The organism is Bosea sp. (in: a-proteobacteria), from assembly GCA_023910605.1.
Taxonomy (GTDB): domain Bacteria; phylum Pseudomonadota; class Alphaproteobacteria; order Rhizobiales; family Beijerinckiaceae; genus Allobosea.
On record JAAVVV010000001.1, the window covers coordinates 98,755 to 112,619 of the forward strand.

The 13,865-nt window shown below is 68.9% G+C and carries 11 protein-coding genes and 1 tRNA gene; 8 read left to right on the forward strand and 4 right to left on the reverse strand.

Going from position 1 to position 13,865, the window contains the following annotated elements; genetic code table 11:
* Positions 1–18: 18 nt before the first annotated feature.
* Together HEQ16_00560 and HEQ16_00565 are read right to left on the reverse strand one after the other, a co-directional pair.
* Positions 19–2,664: a mechanosensitive ion channel family protein gene (locus HEQ16_00560; GenBank protein MCO4052568.1), complete on the reverse strand. Its 2,646-nt coding sequence runs from the start codon at positions 2,662–2,664 to the stop codon at positions 19–21.
* Positions 2,665–2,666: 2 nt separating this feature from the next.
* Positions 2,667–3,647 carry a LysR family transcriptional regulator gene (locus tag HEQ16_00565; GenBank protein ID MCO4052569.1) on the reverse strand — a complete coding sequence of 327 codons (981 nt, stop codon included), beginning with the start codon at positions 3,645–3,647 and terminating at the stop codon, positions 2,667–2,669.
* A 224-nt stretch (positions 3,648–3,871) separates the two neighbouring features.
* Between HEQ16_00565 and HEQ16_00570 the strand changes: the two genes are divergently transcribed.
* The 5 genes from HEQ16_00570 (at position 3,872) to HEQ16_00590 (ending at position 9,353) form a co-directional block, all read left to right on the forward strand.
* Positions 3,872–4,909, forward strand: coding sequence for a DUF1611 domain-containing protein (locus HEQ16_00570; GenBank protein ID MCO4052570.1), 1,038 nt, complete (start codon positions 3,872–3,874; stop codon positions 4,907–4,909).
* Positions 4,906–5,901: a dipeptide epimerase gene (locus tag HEQ16_00575; GenBank protein MCO4052571.1), complete on the forward strand. Its 996-nt coding sequence runs from the start codon at positions 4,906–4,908 to the stop codon at positions 5,899–5,901. Before HEQ16_00570 ends, HEQ16_00575 begins: the two co-directional genes overlap by 4 nt.
* Before the next feature lie 87 nt (positions 5,902–5,988).
* Positions 5,989–7,026, forward strand: a complete 1,038-nt coding sequence (locus HEQ16_00580) for an amino acid ABC transporter substrate-binding protein (protein MCO4052572.1) — start codon at positions 5,989–5,991, stop codon at positions 7,024–7,026.
* Positions 7,027–7,158: 132 nt separating this feature from the next.
* Complete coding sequence (locus tag HEQ16_00585) at positions 7,159–8,304, forward strand: ABC transporter permease subunit (GenBank protein ID MCO4052573.1); 1,146 nt, start codon at positions 7,159–7,161, stop codon at positions 8,302–8,304.
* On the forward strand, positions 8,301–9,353 hold the full coding sequence (locus HEQ16_00590; GenBank protein MCO4052574.1) for an amino acid ABC transporter permease: 1,053 nt from the start codon (positions 8,301–8,303) through the stop codon (positions 9,351–9,353). The genes HEQ16_00585 and HEQ16_00590 overlap by 4 nt, the downstream gene beginning before the upstream one ends.
* Before the next feature lie 51 nt (positions 9,354–9,404).
* Here HEQ16_00590 and HEQ16_00595 read toward each other — a convergent pair.
* Positions 9,405–9,481, reverse strand: a tRNA-Arg gene (locus HEQ16_00595).
* A gap of 187 nt (positions 9,482–9,668) precedes the next feature.
* Here HEQ16_00595 and HEQ16_00600 point away from each other — a divergent pair.
* The 3 genes from HEQ16_00600 to HEQ16_00610 are packed head-to-tail and all read left to right on the forward strand — an operon-like array spanning position 9,669 to position 12,811.
* Positions 9,669–10,502 carry a sulfite exporter TauE/SafE family protein gene (locus HEQ16_00600; protein MCO4052575.1) on the forward strand — a complete coding sequence of 278 codons (834 nt, stop codon included), beginning with the start codon at positions 9,669–9,671 and terminating at the stop codon, positions 10,500–10,502.
* A complete protein-coding gene (locus HEQ16_00605) occupies positions 10,502–11,302 on the forward strand; it encodes a hypothetical protein (GenBank protein ID MCO4052576.1) in 801 nt (266 codons plus the stop codon). The genes HEQ16_00600 and HEQ16_00605 overlap by 1 nt, the downstream gene beginning before the upstream one ends.
* Positions 11,303–11,311: 9 nt before the next feature.
* Complete coding sequence (locus HEQ16_00610) at positions 11,312–12,811, forward strand: M48 family metalloprotease (protein MCO4052577.1); 1,500 nt, start codon at positions 11,312–11,314, stop codon at positions 12,809–12,811.
* A gap of 20 nt (positions 12,812–12,831) precedes the next feature.
* Here the strand turns inward: HEQ16_00610 and HEQ16_00615 are convergent, their stop codons facing one another.
* Entirely contained in the window at positions 12,832–13,704 is an 873-nt protein-coding gene (locus HEQ16_00615) for an RNA polymerase factor sigma-32 (GenBank protein MCO4052578.1), read from the reverse strand.
* Positions 13,705–13,865 lie beyond the last annotated feature (161 nt).

The window sequence follows — 13,865 nt, forward strand, 5'->3', positions numbered from 1 at the left end:
CTTGACCTGCGCCCATCCTCACGGCCGGGACCCCTTCTTCGCGGCAGGGCGTGGCGCTTCCGTGGCGGGAGCGGCCGGCGGAGGCGGCGGGGCCGGGCGGCGACGCGCCTGATAGGCCGCCGCCTGCGCCTCCTGCGCATCCTCGATCGTGTCGACGAGCTCGTCCAGCGTGTCCTCGATGCGGTCCAGCCCCTTCACTGCCACCTCCCGCTCCGGCTGGCCGATGCCATGCTGCGCCAGCTCGGGGAAGATGGCGAAGTGCAGGTCGCTTGCGACCACGCCCACCATGTCCACATCCGGCACCACACAGAACAGCTCGAACTCCAGCGACGTCTCGCCGATCTTCTTGAACATCACCCGCGGCGACGGCTCGGCCATGACCTGCGGGTGGGCGAGGGCTGCCGTCAGCATGACCTCGCGCACGTGATCGGGCCTGGCCGTGCGCGCCACTGCAAGGGCGATCAGCACGCGGCCGGTCCGGTCCGAACGCACCCGGTTCTTCACCACGCCGGAGATGAGGTTGGAGTTGGGCACGATCACGGTGGAGCGGTCGAAGGTCTCGATCTCGGTCGAGCGCACGTTGATGCGCTTCACGATGCCCTCGCCGTCGCCGACCACGATCTGGTCGCCGACGCGGATCGGCCGCTCCCAGAGCAGGATCAGCCCCGAGACGAAGTTCGAAACCACCGATTGCAGGCCAAAGCCGATGCCGACCGACAGCGCACCGGCCACGATGGTCAGCCGCTCGAGGCTCAGCCCCAGCGATGAAATCGCCAGCGCAAGGGCAGCGAGGAAGCCGACATAGCGAACCATGGTGCGCATCGAGTTGCGCAGGCCGGTGTCGAGATCGGTGGCGGGCAGGAAGCGCTCGTCCAGCCACCGCGTCAGCGCCTTGGTGGCGGCAAGCCCCAGCGCGAAGAGCAGGGCCGCGATGATGATCGCCGAGAGCGACACCGTCACATCCCCGACCTTGAAGCCGAAGAAGGCGGCCTTGATCGAGGAGGTCAGGTCAGCCGATTCGATCCCCCAGGGCGCGAGGATGAGCATGCCCGCCAGGAAGAGCAGCACGAGCTTGACGAGGCCCGTGCCCAGCACGGCCGCCTGCTCCAGCGAGCGCCTGCGCAGGCCGACATTGGCCTGCAGCGTCAGCGACACACGCCCATTGCCGGCGAGCAGCCTCTGCAGCGCCTCATCGGCGAACATCAGCGCGAGCGCGACCAGCGTGGCAACGATCACCACCCAGGCCGACTGCTCCACGAGGAAGGAGGCGAAGGCGGCATAGCCGGCCAGCGCCGCCCCCCCGATCAGCACGACGAGCAGCCAGCCCACGAGCCTGAGCGGCGCCAGCTTGGCTCCGTCCACCAGCATGTAAGGACCGAGGCAGGCCTCGTCCTCGTCATGTGTGTCGCGCAGCTTGTTGAGCCAGTAGGCCAGCACGCCCGCGAACAGCAGCGCGAAGACGGAGCGGGCAGCGATGGACAGCGACAGGCCCGCGGCGATGGCCCCCAGCAGGGCCTCCACCGCCTTCGACGTCACCAGCACCGCTGCGGCCGAGCCCATCAGCCGCTTGAGGATACGGGCATTGCGATCGGCCACGCCGAAGATGCGCCGATGCGGCCATTTCGGCGCCAGGGTCGCATCCGAGAGCGCGCTGACGAAGGCGAGGAATGCGAAGCCGCCCAGCAGCGCCCAGACGAAGGGCTCCACTCGCCGCGGCACCAGCCCGCCATTGACCAGCGCGGAATAGACGAGCCAGCTCGCCAGCGCAGCCGGCAGCGCCCCCGCGACCAGCCGTACGAGGGCGGCAAGCAGCCGTTTCATGCGCGTGGCTTCAGCCCCCGTCTCGAGCCTGCCCATGATCGAGGGCAGATAGCGCAGGCGGGCGGAATAGAGCGCGAAGCCGGCCAGCAACGACAGCAGCACCAGCCCGAAGCTGCGCTCCTGCATCCGCATCAGCGCCGTGGCCAGCCAGTCCGACGCCAGCAGATTCATGGCCCGGACATCGGCCGGCAGCGTGGACAGGAGCGGGCCCCAGAGCGCCGGCGAGACAAAGCTTGGAGAGGATTCGAACAGCGTGCGTGCAAACAATGCCCGGCGCTGGTCGGCCACGTTGGCGATGATATGCTCGGCCTGCAGCAATACGGCGCGCGAGAGCCGCGCCCCCTCATCGGCCTCGGTCTGCGCCTTCTCGCGCAGCGCGCGCTCGGCGGCGATGTCGCCGCTTTCGGGCGGGGCCTTGGCATCGGGCTTGGGGCCGAGCTGGTCGAGCCTGAGCTTGGCCTGCTCGGCGCGCTGGCTGAGCTGGTCGGTGAGGACGCGCAACTCGTCCAGCATGGGATCGACACGCTGCCGCATGCGCTGAAGTTCGGGGTCGCGCAGCTCCCGGCTGCCAAGCGCGGTCTCGACCAGCTGGATCTCGCTGCGCAGCGCCTCCATCCGGGTGCGCGCTGCGCCCGGATCCGCCGGTTGCGCCTGGGCCAGCGATGCCATCAGCACCACCACAAGTGCGCCGGCGAGCCGCAGAGCGCCCGCCGCTGCGCGGGCAGCGGCATGACGGCAGCGCGCGCCGGCCCGGATCAGGAAGCCCGGAAACCGGTCGGCACGGGCGGATGGACCTGCGCCGGAGGCCTGCGCCACGGAGCGGCTGGCGGCGATCATGCTCATGCTCACACCTTGCTGGAGGGTCGATTCGGAACGCGGCGAGCCTCGCCTCGGGAGTACGGCAAAGGCAAGGCCCGCGATGGAAGGCCGGCCTGCCCGGCCCCCTCCACCATGCGCCGCCAGATCTCGGTCACGCTGCGCCGGCGCTGCTGGCGAGCCTTGAAGGCGACAATCGACAAAGGCAGCCGCCAGCCTTCGCCGCCCAGAGGCGTCAGCACGCCGCCATGGGCCGCAACGGTGGAGGCGGTGAGCCAGGCCACGCCCAGATCGGCCGCGGCCATGGCATGGAGCACGTCCGACATGTCGCTTTCGGCAACGCGCGCTCCCACCAGCGGCGCGGGCGCGGCCTCGATCACGATGTCGGCAAGCCGCGCGAAGTAGATCGCCGGAGAGTACATCAGGAGCGGCACTGGCCGCGCTTCGGAGCCGGGAAAACTCCAGCCCTGCGCAAGGGCGCTGCGGCTGGCATGAGGCGCAAACATGTCGGTGGCAAGCACGAGCCGGTCAAAGCGGTCGGGATCGACATGGATCGGCTGCTGCCCCGTCTCGTGGCAGATCATGATGTCGGCGGCGCCCGAGACGAGCGAGCCGACCAGATCGAGCACATTGCCGTGGACCAGCGCGCAGGTGGCGGAGCTCTCCGCCGTCCATTGCCGCCACCAGGAGCTGAAGATCGAGCTGGCGATGACATAAGGGAGCGCTACCCGCAAATGGTCGCGCCCGAAGACCGGGCGGCCGTCGACCTCGCTGCGGGCCTCGGCGAGCTTGAGCAGCAACTCGGCCGCATGCAGGCGGAATTGCTCCCCGGCTGCCGTCAGTCGCGGCGGAAAGCTGCCGCGGTCGATCAGTGCTGCGCCGGCCCAGGCCTCGAGCGACTGGATGCGCCGGCTGAACGCCGCCTGCGAGGTGTTGCGCCGCCCGGCCGCGCGGGTGAAGCTGCCGACCTCGGCGAGCGCCAGAAAATCCTGCAGCCAGCGCGTATCCACAGCATTCGCTCCCGGAAACAAGGCCGCCCTGGGTGCGGCGGCTGAAGCTATGCCACGGCAGGGTGCGCCTCGCCTAGGAGGCCATGCAGAATTTGCATCGCTCGGCCGGGTTCAGACCCGGTGAACAGCCCCGTTCTCGCGCGACATGTTGCGTCCTTTGCATTGGCGAATGGCGCGATGCCCGTGCCATGCTTGGCTGACAGGACGCACAGCCGGAGCCACGCATGCAGATCACCCCGCCTTATCTCATGTTTCTCGGCGATGTCCCCGACCAGTTGGCCGCCAAGACCGCCCATGGCATCGCGGACTGGCGCAAGGAATGGTGCCTCGGCCAAATGCGCCTGCCCGGCTGCGGCGCGGACCTTCACATCCCCGACATGAGCATCGACGCGGCCGTGGCGGCCGGAGCCCGGACATTTGTGGTCGGGGTCGCCAATGCGGGCGGCGTGCTGCCCGGGCATTGGACGCACTCCATCGTAGCGGCCATCGAGGCGGGTCTGGATGTCGCCAGCGGGCTGCACATGCGGCTGGGGGACAACCCCGCCATAGCGGCGGCGGCCGCGCGCCATGGCCGGGCGTTGCACGATGTGCGCCACACAACGCAGCGCTTCGACACCGGCAAGGGCACGAAGCGGCCGGGCCTGCGCCTGCTGACAGTCGGCACGGACTGCTCAGCCGGCAAGAAATACACCGCGCTGGCGCTGGAGCGCGAGATGCGGACCCGCGGCTTCGACGCCGATTTCCGCGCCACTGGCCAGACCGGCGTGTTCATTTCCGGCCGCGGCGTCGCCATCGACGCGGTGGTGGCCGATTTCATCTCGGGCGCGGTCGAATGGATCGCGCCGGCAGCCGGTCCGGGCCACTGGGATCTCGTCGAGGGCCAGGGTTCGCTCTTCCATCCATCCTTCGCGGGTGTGAGCCTGGGCCTGCTGCACGGCGCCCAGCCCGACGCCTTCGTGGTCTGTCACGAGCCGACCCGCACGACCATGCGCGGCGTTCAGCATCCCTTGCCCTCCATCCGGGAGGTGATCGACCTCACCATCGCCTGCGGAAGGCTCACCAATCCGGCGATCCGCTGCATCGGCATCGCCATCAACACCCAGGCGCTGGATGAGGCGGCCGCGCGCCAGGTTCTCGCCGAGGCTGACGCGGCGCATGGCCTGCCGGCTGTCGATCCGGTGCGCTTCGGCGTCGGCCCCATCGTGGATCGCCTCGCCTCGGCATTCCCGCAATCCACACGGAGCGGAGCGGAGCGCCGATGAACAGCTTCCCGCCCTTGCATCTGGCCGCCGAGATCGAGCGCTTCCCGATCGCCGGTGCCTTCACCATCGCGCGCGGCAGCCGCACCGAGGCCGTGGTCGTCCGCGCCAGCGTCAGCGACGGGGTGCATGCAGGCCATGGCGAATGCGTGCCCTATCCGCGCTATGGCGAGACGGTGGAGGGCGTGCTTGCCGATATTCTTGCGCAGGCAGGCCGGCTCGACGAAGGCGGCGCCCAGCAGGCGTTGACGGCAGGGCTGAAGGCAGGCGCCGCCCGCAACGCGCTCGATTGCGCCTTGTGGGACTTCGCCGCCAAGGCCGCGGGCCGCCGTGTCTGGGAGCTTGCCGGCGTGCCCGCGCCGCCGGAGCTGACGACCTGCTTCACCTTGAGCCTCGGCAGCCCGCAAGAGATGGAGGCCGCCGCGCGCGGCGCGGCGCATCGCCCGCTTCTCAAGGTCAAGCTCGGGGCGCCGGGCGATGTCGAGCGCATCGCCGCGGTGCGTCGCGGGGCGCCAACCTCGCGCATTGTGGTCGACGCCAACGAGGGCTGGACGCCTCAGAGCTTCACGCCGAACCTCGCCGCCTGCGTCGCGGCCGACGTCGAACTGATCGAGCAGCCCTTTCCCGCAGCCGATGACGCCGCGCTCGAGGCGCTTGAGAGCCCCATACCGATCTGCGCGGACGAGAGCTTCCACGGCGTGGAGCACCTCGAGGCCATCATGCGCCGCTACGACGCAATCAACATCAAGCTCGACAAGACGGGCGGGCTCAGCGGCGCGCTCGAGGCCATGCGCGCGGCGCGTGCGCGCGGCATGCCCGTCATGGTCGGCTGCATGCTCGCGACCTCGCTGGCCATGGCGCCGGCCATGGTGATCGCCGCCGAAGCCGCCTTCGTCGATCTCGATGGGCCGCTGCTTCTGGCGCGGGACCGCGATCCGGGCTTGCGCTTTGCCGGCAGCACGATCCACAGTTACGGATCGGATTTATGGGGCTGAGCGCCACAGCGCCAGACACGACGAAAACGCGATCAGACGGTCGCAGGCCGATCTGCTTCAACGGGATGCAAAAGGGGAGAACACGACATGACCAGACATTTCCTTACGGGGACGCTGACAGGCTGCGCCCTGCTGGCCGCGGGGGCGGCCGCGGCCCAGACGCTCGTGCCCAGCCCGACGCTGGATGCGATCCGGACGCGCGGCCACATCGAGTGCGGCGTCCATCTTGGCCTGCCCGGCTTCTCCTTCGCCAATGACAAGGGCGAATGGACCGGGCTCGACGTGGATTTCTGCAAGGCGCTGGCGGCGGCCGTGCTGGGCGACGCCGGCAAGGTGAAGTTCACGCCCACCTCCGTTCAGCAGCGCTGGCCCATCCTGCAGTCCGGTCAGGTCGACCTGCTCTCGCGCAACACCACCATCACCTTCTCGCGCAATGCCTCGCTCGGCGTGAACTTCCAGGGCATCAACTTCTACGAGGGCCAGACCTTCATTGTCCGCAAGGCGGCAAAGGCGACGGCGGCGAAGGACCTCGACGGCGCCTCGGTCTGCGTCGCCGCCGGCTCGACCGAGGAAAAGAACGCGGCCGACTGGTTCCGCGAGCGCAATCTCAAGGTGACCATCACCAACTTCCAGAAGAACGACGACGCCATCGCCGCCTATGACGCCGGCCGCTGCGACGCCTACACCGCAGGCATCGGCGCGCTGGCAGGCCAGCGCATCAAGCTCAAGGCGCCGGACGACCACATCATCCTGGCCGAGCCGATCTCCAATGATCCGCAGGGCCCGACCACGCGCTATGGCGACGAGCGCTGGCAGGCGGTGGTGCGCTGGGTGCTCAACGGCATGATCGCCGCCGAACATCTGGGCGTGACCTCGAAGAACGTGGACGACATGAAGGCCAACTCGAAGAACACCGAGGTTCGCCGCCTGCTTGGCGCGGAGGGCAATTTCGGCGCGATGCTGGGCCTGTCCAATGACTGGATGCACAACGCCATCAAGCAGGTCGGCAATTACAGCGAGAGCTTCGAACGCACGGTCGGCAAGGAATCGCCGCTCAAGCTCGAGCGCGGCCAGAACGCGCTCTGGACCAAGGGCGGCCTGCTCTTCACCCCACCCTTCCAGTGAGATCGCAGGACGTGGTGCTTGGGGCCATGCCTCATCTCCACCCTCACCCTCCCCGCAAGCGGGGAGGGCATGAGCGGCGATATGCAGTCCATCCCAAACCCCTGAAAGCCCCGCATGCCTACCCTGCGCCGCCTGTTTTATGACGCCCGGGTGCGTGACCTGTTCTGGCAGGCGCTGATCTGCGGGACGCTGGTGGCCCTCACCATCTTCTTCGTGCGCAATGCCTCGCAGAACATGGTCAATGCCGGCATCGCCTCGGGCTTCGATTTCCTGTGGCGCTCCTCGGGCATCGACGTGCCCTTCGTGCTCACCAGCTACCGGCCCTCGGACACGATCTGGTCACTGTTCTGGGCCGGCGTCGCCAACACGCTGTTCGTCTCGCTCATCGCCATGGCGCTGGCCACGGTTCTCGGGTTTTTCATCGGCCTCGCCAGGCTGTCGACGCACTGGCTGCTCGCCGCCGTGGCGGGGGCCTATGTCGAGTTCGTGCGCAACATACCTTTGCTGTTCTTCGTGCTGTTCTGGTATTTCGGGGTGATTGCGGCCCTGCCCGCCCCACGTGACAGCCTCTCCGCGTTTTCCAGCATCTTCCTCAACAACCGGGGCCTCACGATTCCCGCCACGGCCGATGGCGCGGCCTTCCGCTGGGCGCTCATGGCCATCCTCGCAGGCTTCATCGCGCAGTGGCTCATCGCGCGCTGGGCCGCAGCGCGCAAGGCGCGGACCGGCCAGGATGCGCCTGTGACGGCGGCCGGGCTAGCGCTGTGCGTGGGCCTGCCCATCCTTGCGCTGGTTATCGCGGCCCGCGCCACCATCTGGGAGTTTCCCGAGGCCGGGCGTTTCAACCTGCGCGGCGGCTTCGTCGTCATTCCGGAATTCGTGGCGCTGCTGGCCGCGCTCGTGACCTACACCGCCGGCTTCGTGGCGGAGATCGTGCGCGGCGGCATTGCGGCGGTGGCAAGGGGCCAGCGCGAGGCGGCGGCCTCTCTGGGGCTGAAGCCCGCCCAGATCCTGCGCTTCGTGGTCGTGCCGCAGGCGCTGCGGGTGATGATACCGCCCATGACCAGCCAGTATCTGAACGTGCTGAAGAACTCGTCCTTCGGCGCGGTCATCGCCTATCCCGACGTGGTCAGCCTGTTCATGGGCTCAGCGCTCAACAACACCGGCCAGGCCATAGAGATCATCGCCATGACGCTGGCAGTCTACCTCTTCTTCGGCCTCATCGTGTCGGCCTTGATGAACGTCTACAATGCGCGCATCGCGCTGGTGACCCGATGATCGCCGCCCCGTCCGGCTTCTCTCTCTGGCGTTCGCGCCTGTTCGCGAGCCCCGGCGGCGCGGTTGTGACGCTTCTGGTGCTGGCCACGATGCTGTGGGTGCTCATTCCCTTCCTCCGCTGGGCCGTGATCGACGCCAGCTGGTCCGGCGAGACCCGGGCCGACTGCAAGGCGGGCGGAGCCTGCTGGGTTTTCGTCAAGGCCCGCTTCAGCCAGTTCATGTACGGGTTCTATCCCGCAGCCGAGCGCTGGCGCCCCAACCTGCTGGGCCTTGCCGTGATCGGCGCGCTGGCCCCGCTTTTCATCCTGCGCGGACGGGCGCGGCTCCGGCTTGGCCTTGTCGCTGTCCTTGTCCTGCCGGTTCTGGGCATCTGGCTGCTCGGCGGCGGCATGGGGCTGCGGCCGATCGAGACGCGCGAATGGGGCGGGCTGATGCTCACCCTGTTCATCGCCATCCATGCCGGGCTGATCGCGGTGCCGCTCGGCATCCTGCTGGCGCTCGGCCGGCAATCGCGCCTGCCGCTGATCCGCACCCTTTCGGTGATCTTCATCGAGTTCTGGCGCGGCGTGCCCATCATCGCCGTGATCTTCCTCGCATCCCTGCTCCTGCCGCTCATCATGCCGGCCGGCGTGGGCGTGGACCGGCTGGCCCGCGCGGTGATCGGCCTTGGCCTCGTCATCGCCGCCTACATGGCCGAGGCCGTGCGTGGCGGCCTGCAGGCCCTGCCCAGGGGACAGGCCGAGGCCGCCGCCGCTCTCGGGCTGGGCTACTGGCAGACGACCGCGCTCATCACCTTGCCGCAGGCGCTGCGCATCTCGCTGCCGGCCATGACGAACGAGTTCATCGCGCTGGTGAAGAACACGACGCTCGTCCTGGTGGTCTCGATCCTGGATCTGCTCGGCATCGCGCAGGGCTCGCTTGCCGACCCGGCCTGGGTGGGCATGAACATGGAAGCCTATCTGTTCTCGGGCGCGATCTATTGGCTGATCTGCTTCGCGCTCTCGCGCTGGAGCCGTTCGCTCGAGGCGAGCGGGCCGGGGGCGCACTGACAGCGCCCGCTCCGCACCCGGCGGCGCTCCGCCGGGCGGTGGGACGAACAATGGCGTCCCGGAAGGGATTCGAACCCCTGACCTACGGTTTAGGAAACCGTTGCTCTATCCTGCTGAGCTACCGGGACACGCGCCGCTTGTAGCATGATTTGGGAACCCGTGAAGAGCCTGCCTCGCGCGGTGGGGCCGTGCATGGCTGCGTGATCGCCAGCATCGCGCATGCTGATCGTGCGCGCGCTGCACTTGCCCGCCGGCCCGATCTGTCCCAAACCGGGACTGATAGCCTTGCCTCCCCCGTTCCGGACCGGATTTGCCATGTCAGCCACCTATGTCGAATTTGTCCTGATGGCGCTGGCGCTCCTGGCTGGCGGCGCGGCCACGGGCCTGCTGGCCGGGCTGTTCGGCGTGGGCGGCGGCGCCGTGATGGTGCCGGTTCTCTATGAGGTCTTCGGGCTGGTCGGCGTCGGCGACGAGGTGCGCATGCCGCTGTGCGTCGGCACCTCGCTGATGGCCATCATCCCGACCTCGATCAGCTCCTATCGCAAGCACCTGAGCAAGGGCATGGTCGAGCAGGACATCCTGAAGCTCTGGGCGATACCGGTGCTGCTGGGCGTCGTCGCGGGCTCGCTTGTGGCGCGCCATGCCCCGGCCGGGCTGTTCAAGCTTGTCTTTGTTCTGGTGGCCGGCGTCTCCACCGCCCGTCTGCTCTTCGGCAGCGAGAAGTGGCGAATCTCCGACACGCTGCCCTCGAAACTCGTGATGCGCGTCATCGGCGGGATCATCGGCGCGCTGTCCTCGCTCATGGGCATTGGCGGAGGCCAGATCTCCAACATCTTCATGCTGCTCTATGGCCGCAACATCCATCAGGCGGTCTCGACCTCGGCGGGCCTGGGCGTGATCATCGCGATCCCCGGCGCCCTGGGCTACATCTATGCAGGCTGGCCGAAGATGGGCGATCTGCCGCCCGGCTCGCTGGGTTACGTCTCGCTCATCGCCTTCGCCTGCATCGTGCCGGCCAGCATCGTCACGGCCCCGATCGGCGCGCAATGGGCCCACAAGCTGCCGCGCCGCAAGCTCGAGCTGGCCTTCGGCGTTTTCCTGCTCCTGGTCTGCGCCCGCTTCCTCCACGCCCTGGTCACGGGGAGCTGATGGCAGGGCCGCGCCCCGGCCTGCGCCTGCCTGCCCTTGCGGCGCTGGCGCAGCTCGGCTTGGGCCCCTGCCTGGCTGCGGCGCTCGCCTGCGAGGCGCCGCAGGCGCCCGTGCTTGGCGCGGCAGTGAACGGCATCGATGCGCGCGGCGACCTCACCTTGTCCTCCGGCGAGGGGGCGCGCCTTGTCGGCCTGCGCTTTCCCGAGCCTCCCGGCCAGTGGCTTGACCCGGCCAGCCTTGATGCCCTGCTCGCCCCCTATCGTGGCCTTGCGCCGATAGCCGCCGACCCGGCCGCGCGCACGGATCGCTGGGGGCGCATCCCGGTCTGGGTGGCTTCATCCTCCGGCAATCAGGCGGACAGCCTGGCGCTTGCCCTGCTCCGGGAAGGACTGGCGCTGACATGGCCACCGGAGTTGCCCCCAAACTGCCGCATTCTGTATCTTAACGCGGAGGCAGCCGCGCGGGGCAGCGCGAAGGGGCGTTGGAGCGACATGCAGAATGCGGTGCTGGAAGCGGCAGATGGCGCGGCCGTAGCCATGCGCGCCGGCCAGCTGGCGCTGATGCAGGGCCGCGTCATGCATGTGGGCCAGACCCGCCGCGCCATCTACCTGAACTTTGGACGACGCGGAGAAGGCGCCAGCGCCGAGCTGTCCCTGGCAATCTGGCGCGAGATGGAGCGCGAGGGCTGGACCTCCGCATCGATCAGGGGCCGGATGGTGCGCATTCGCGGCATCGTTAGCGAAGCGCGGCCTGCGCGCCTGCTCGTCGGCGCGGCGTCCGCCCTCGAAAAACTGGACTGATCGAACGGCATGAGGCTGGCATCGGCGACGGCACGGCAGGTCAAGAAAGCGCAAGGCGCGGCCGCGCGTCTGGCGACGTTGCTGCTTGGCGCCGCACTTGTGGCAGGCTGCGCCGGCGAGCGTCCGGTCTTCCTGCCGCCCGATCCGCCGCGACAGCCGGCCGCCCTTCAGGGCAGCGCGGCCGGGACAGCCACCCAGCGCGAACATCAGCGCCTCATGCAGGCCTTCGGCGGCGAATATCGCGCGCCGGCTGCGAAGCGGGCGGTGGATGAGATCGTGGCCAAGCTGGCTGCCGCATCCGGCAGCGCCAGCTACAATTACGAAGTGACCCTGCTCAACTCGCCCGTGGTCAATGCCTTCGCCCTGCCCACGGGGCGGCTTTATCTGACGCGCGGGCTGCTGGCCCTCGCCAATGACCGCGCCGAGATCGCCTCGGTGATCGCCCACGAGATCGCGCATGTGCAGGCGCGCCACGGCGCCGAGCGCGCGGAACTCCAGCAGCGCTCCGAACTGGTGCAGCGGGTTGTCTCGCAGGTGCTGGAGGACCCCGTGGCGGGCGCGCTCGTGCAGGCGCGCTCGAAGCTCTCGCTCGCCAGCTTCTCGCGCCAGCAGGAGCTGGAGGCAGACATGATAGCCGTCAAGGCCATCGCCGCTGCCGGCTACGACCCCTATGGCGCCTCGCGCTTCCTCGCCTCGCTGGGGCGGACCACAAGGGACCGCGCCATGCTGATGGGTGAGCGGCCGGGTTCTCGCGGCATGGACATCCTGTCCACCCATCCCTCGACCACCGAGCGCATCCAGCTCACGCTCGCCACCGCACGGCAGATCGCCGCGCCCGGCCTCGGCCAGCGGGACAGGGACAACTGGCTGACCGCGCTCGACGGCCTGTCCTTCGGCGACGATCCCCGCGAGGGCGCGGTGCGTGGCCGGCGCTATGTGAACCCCTCCCTTGGCCTGAGCTTCACAGCGCCCGAGGGCCTGACGCTGGAGAGCACGCGCGATGCCGTGCTGGGCGTGGGCGGGAACGGCGCCAGGGCGATGCGCTTTGATTCCGTGCAGCTCGATTCCAGCCAGACCTTGGAGAGCTATGTCGGAACCGGCTGGATCGATGGCGTCACGCCTGGCCGGGTCGAAACCTCCACCATCAACGGCCTGCCAGCCGCGCTCACCTCCGGCAAGGGCACCGACTGGAGCTTCCGGCTGGCCGCGATCCGGTCGGACCAGCGCACCTACCGCTTCATCTTCGCGGCGAAGGGCCCGGAGGCGGATCTCGACCGCAACTTCCGCGCGGTGGTGTCGAGCTTCACGCGGCTGTCAGCGGCGGAAGCGGCGCAGGTGCGGCCGCTGCGCATCCGGACAGTGGTGGCCTCAGGCAGCGACACCCCCGCCACGCTGGCCTCCCGGATGGCTCCCGACGAGCGCGCGCTCGACCAGTTCCTGATCCTGAACGGGCTCGACAGGGGCGCGGCGCTCACGCCGGGCCAGCGCTACAAGCTGATCGTTGAGTGAGAAGGCCGGGCGGGCCCGGCTCAGACGAGGACCGTCTCGGGCTTGGGGTGCCGCTCCAGCAGGGCACGCTTGAGCTTCTCCAGCGCGCGGTTCTCGATCTGGCGCACGCGCTCCTTCGAGATGCCGAGCCTGTCGCCAAGCGATTCCAGAGTGGCCTGCTCGTCGTTGAGCCTGCGCTCGTGCAGGATGCGCATCTCGCGCTCCGAAAGCACGGCCAGCGCCGCACGCAGCCACTTCACGCGGCGGTCGCTGTCGATGCTGTCGCCGACCACTTCGTCCTGGAGCGGGCCCTCATCGGGCAGGAAATCCATGCGCTGCGCGGCGGAGCCTGAGTCGTCGTCCAGCAGCGGCGCATTCAGCGAAACATCCGGGCCGGAGAGCCTTGCATCCATGGTGGCGACATCGGCCTTCGAGACCCCGAGCGTGGTGGCGATCTCCTGATGCACGCGGTCGCTGATGCGCTCGTCGCCATTGCGGGTCAGGCGCGCGCGCAGGCGGCGCAGGTTGAAGAAAAGCGCCTTCTGGGCCGAGCTTGTCCCCCCGCGCACGATCGACCAGTTGCGCAGGATGTAGTCCTGGATCGAGGCGCGGATCCACCAGGTGGCGTAGGTGGAGAAGCGCACCTCGCGCTCCGGCTCGAAGCGCGCGGCCGCTTCCAGCAGGCCGACATGGCCTTCCTGGACAAGATCGGCCATGGGCAGGCCGTAATGGCGAAAGCGGGCTGCGAGCGCCATCACGAGGCGCATATGGGCCGCGGCAAGCTGGTGCAGGGCGTATTCGTCGCCATGGTCCTTCCAGCGTACGGCCAGGGCCCGTTCCTCCCCGCGTTCGAGGAAGGGCGCGTTCATCGCCGCCCTCACGAAACTGCGCTGGACCCCGGCAACATCAGCCATGCTCACCCCCCGTGATACGTAACGTTACGGAGCGCAGCGCAGGCTGGATCACCGGCGCTTAAGGTCTTGTTCAGAATCGTCCAGTGCCTTCCCCCTGAGTCGGATTGACGCAGACAGGACCAGCAGCGGCGGCAGCCACAAAAAGCCCGGCGCTGGCGGCG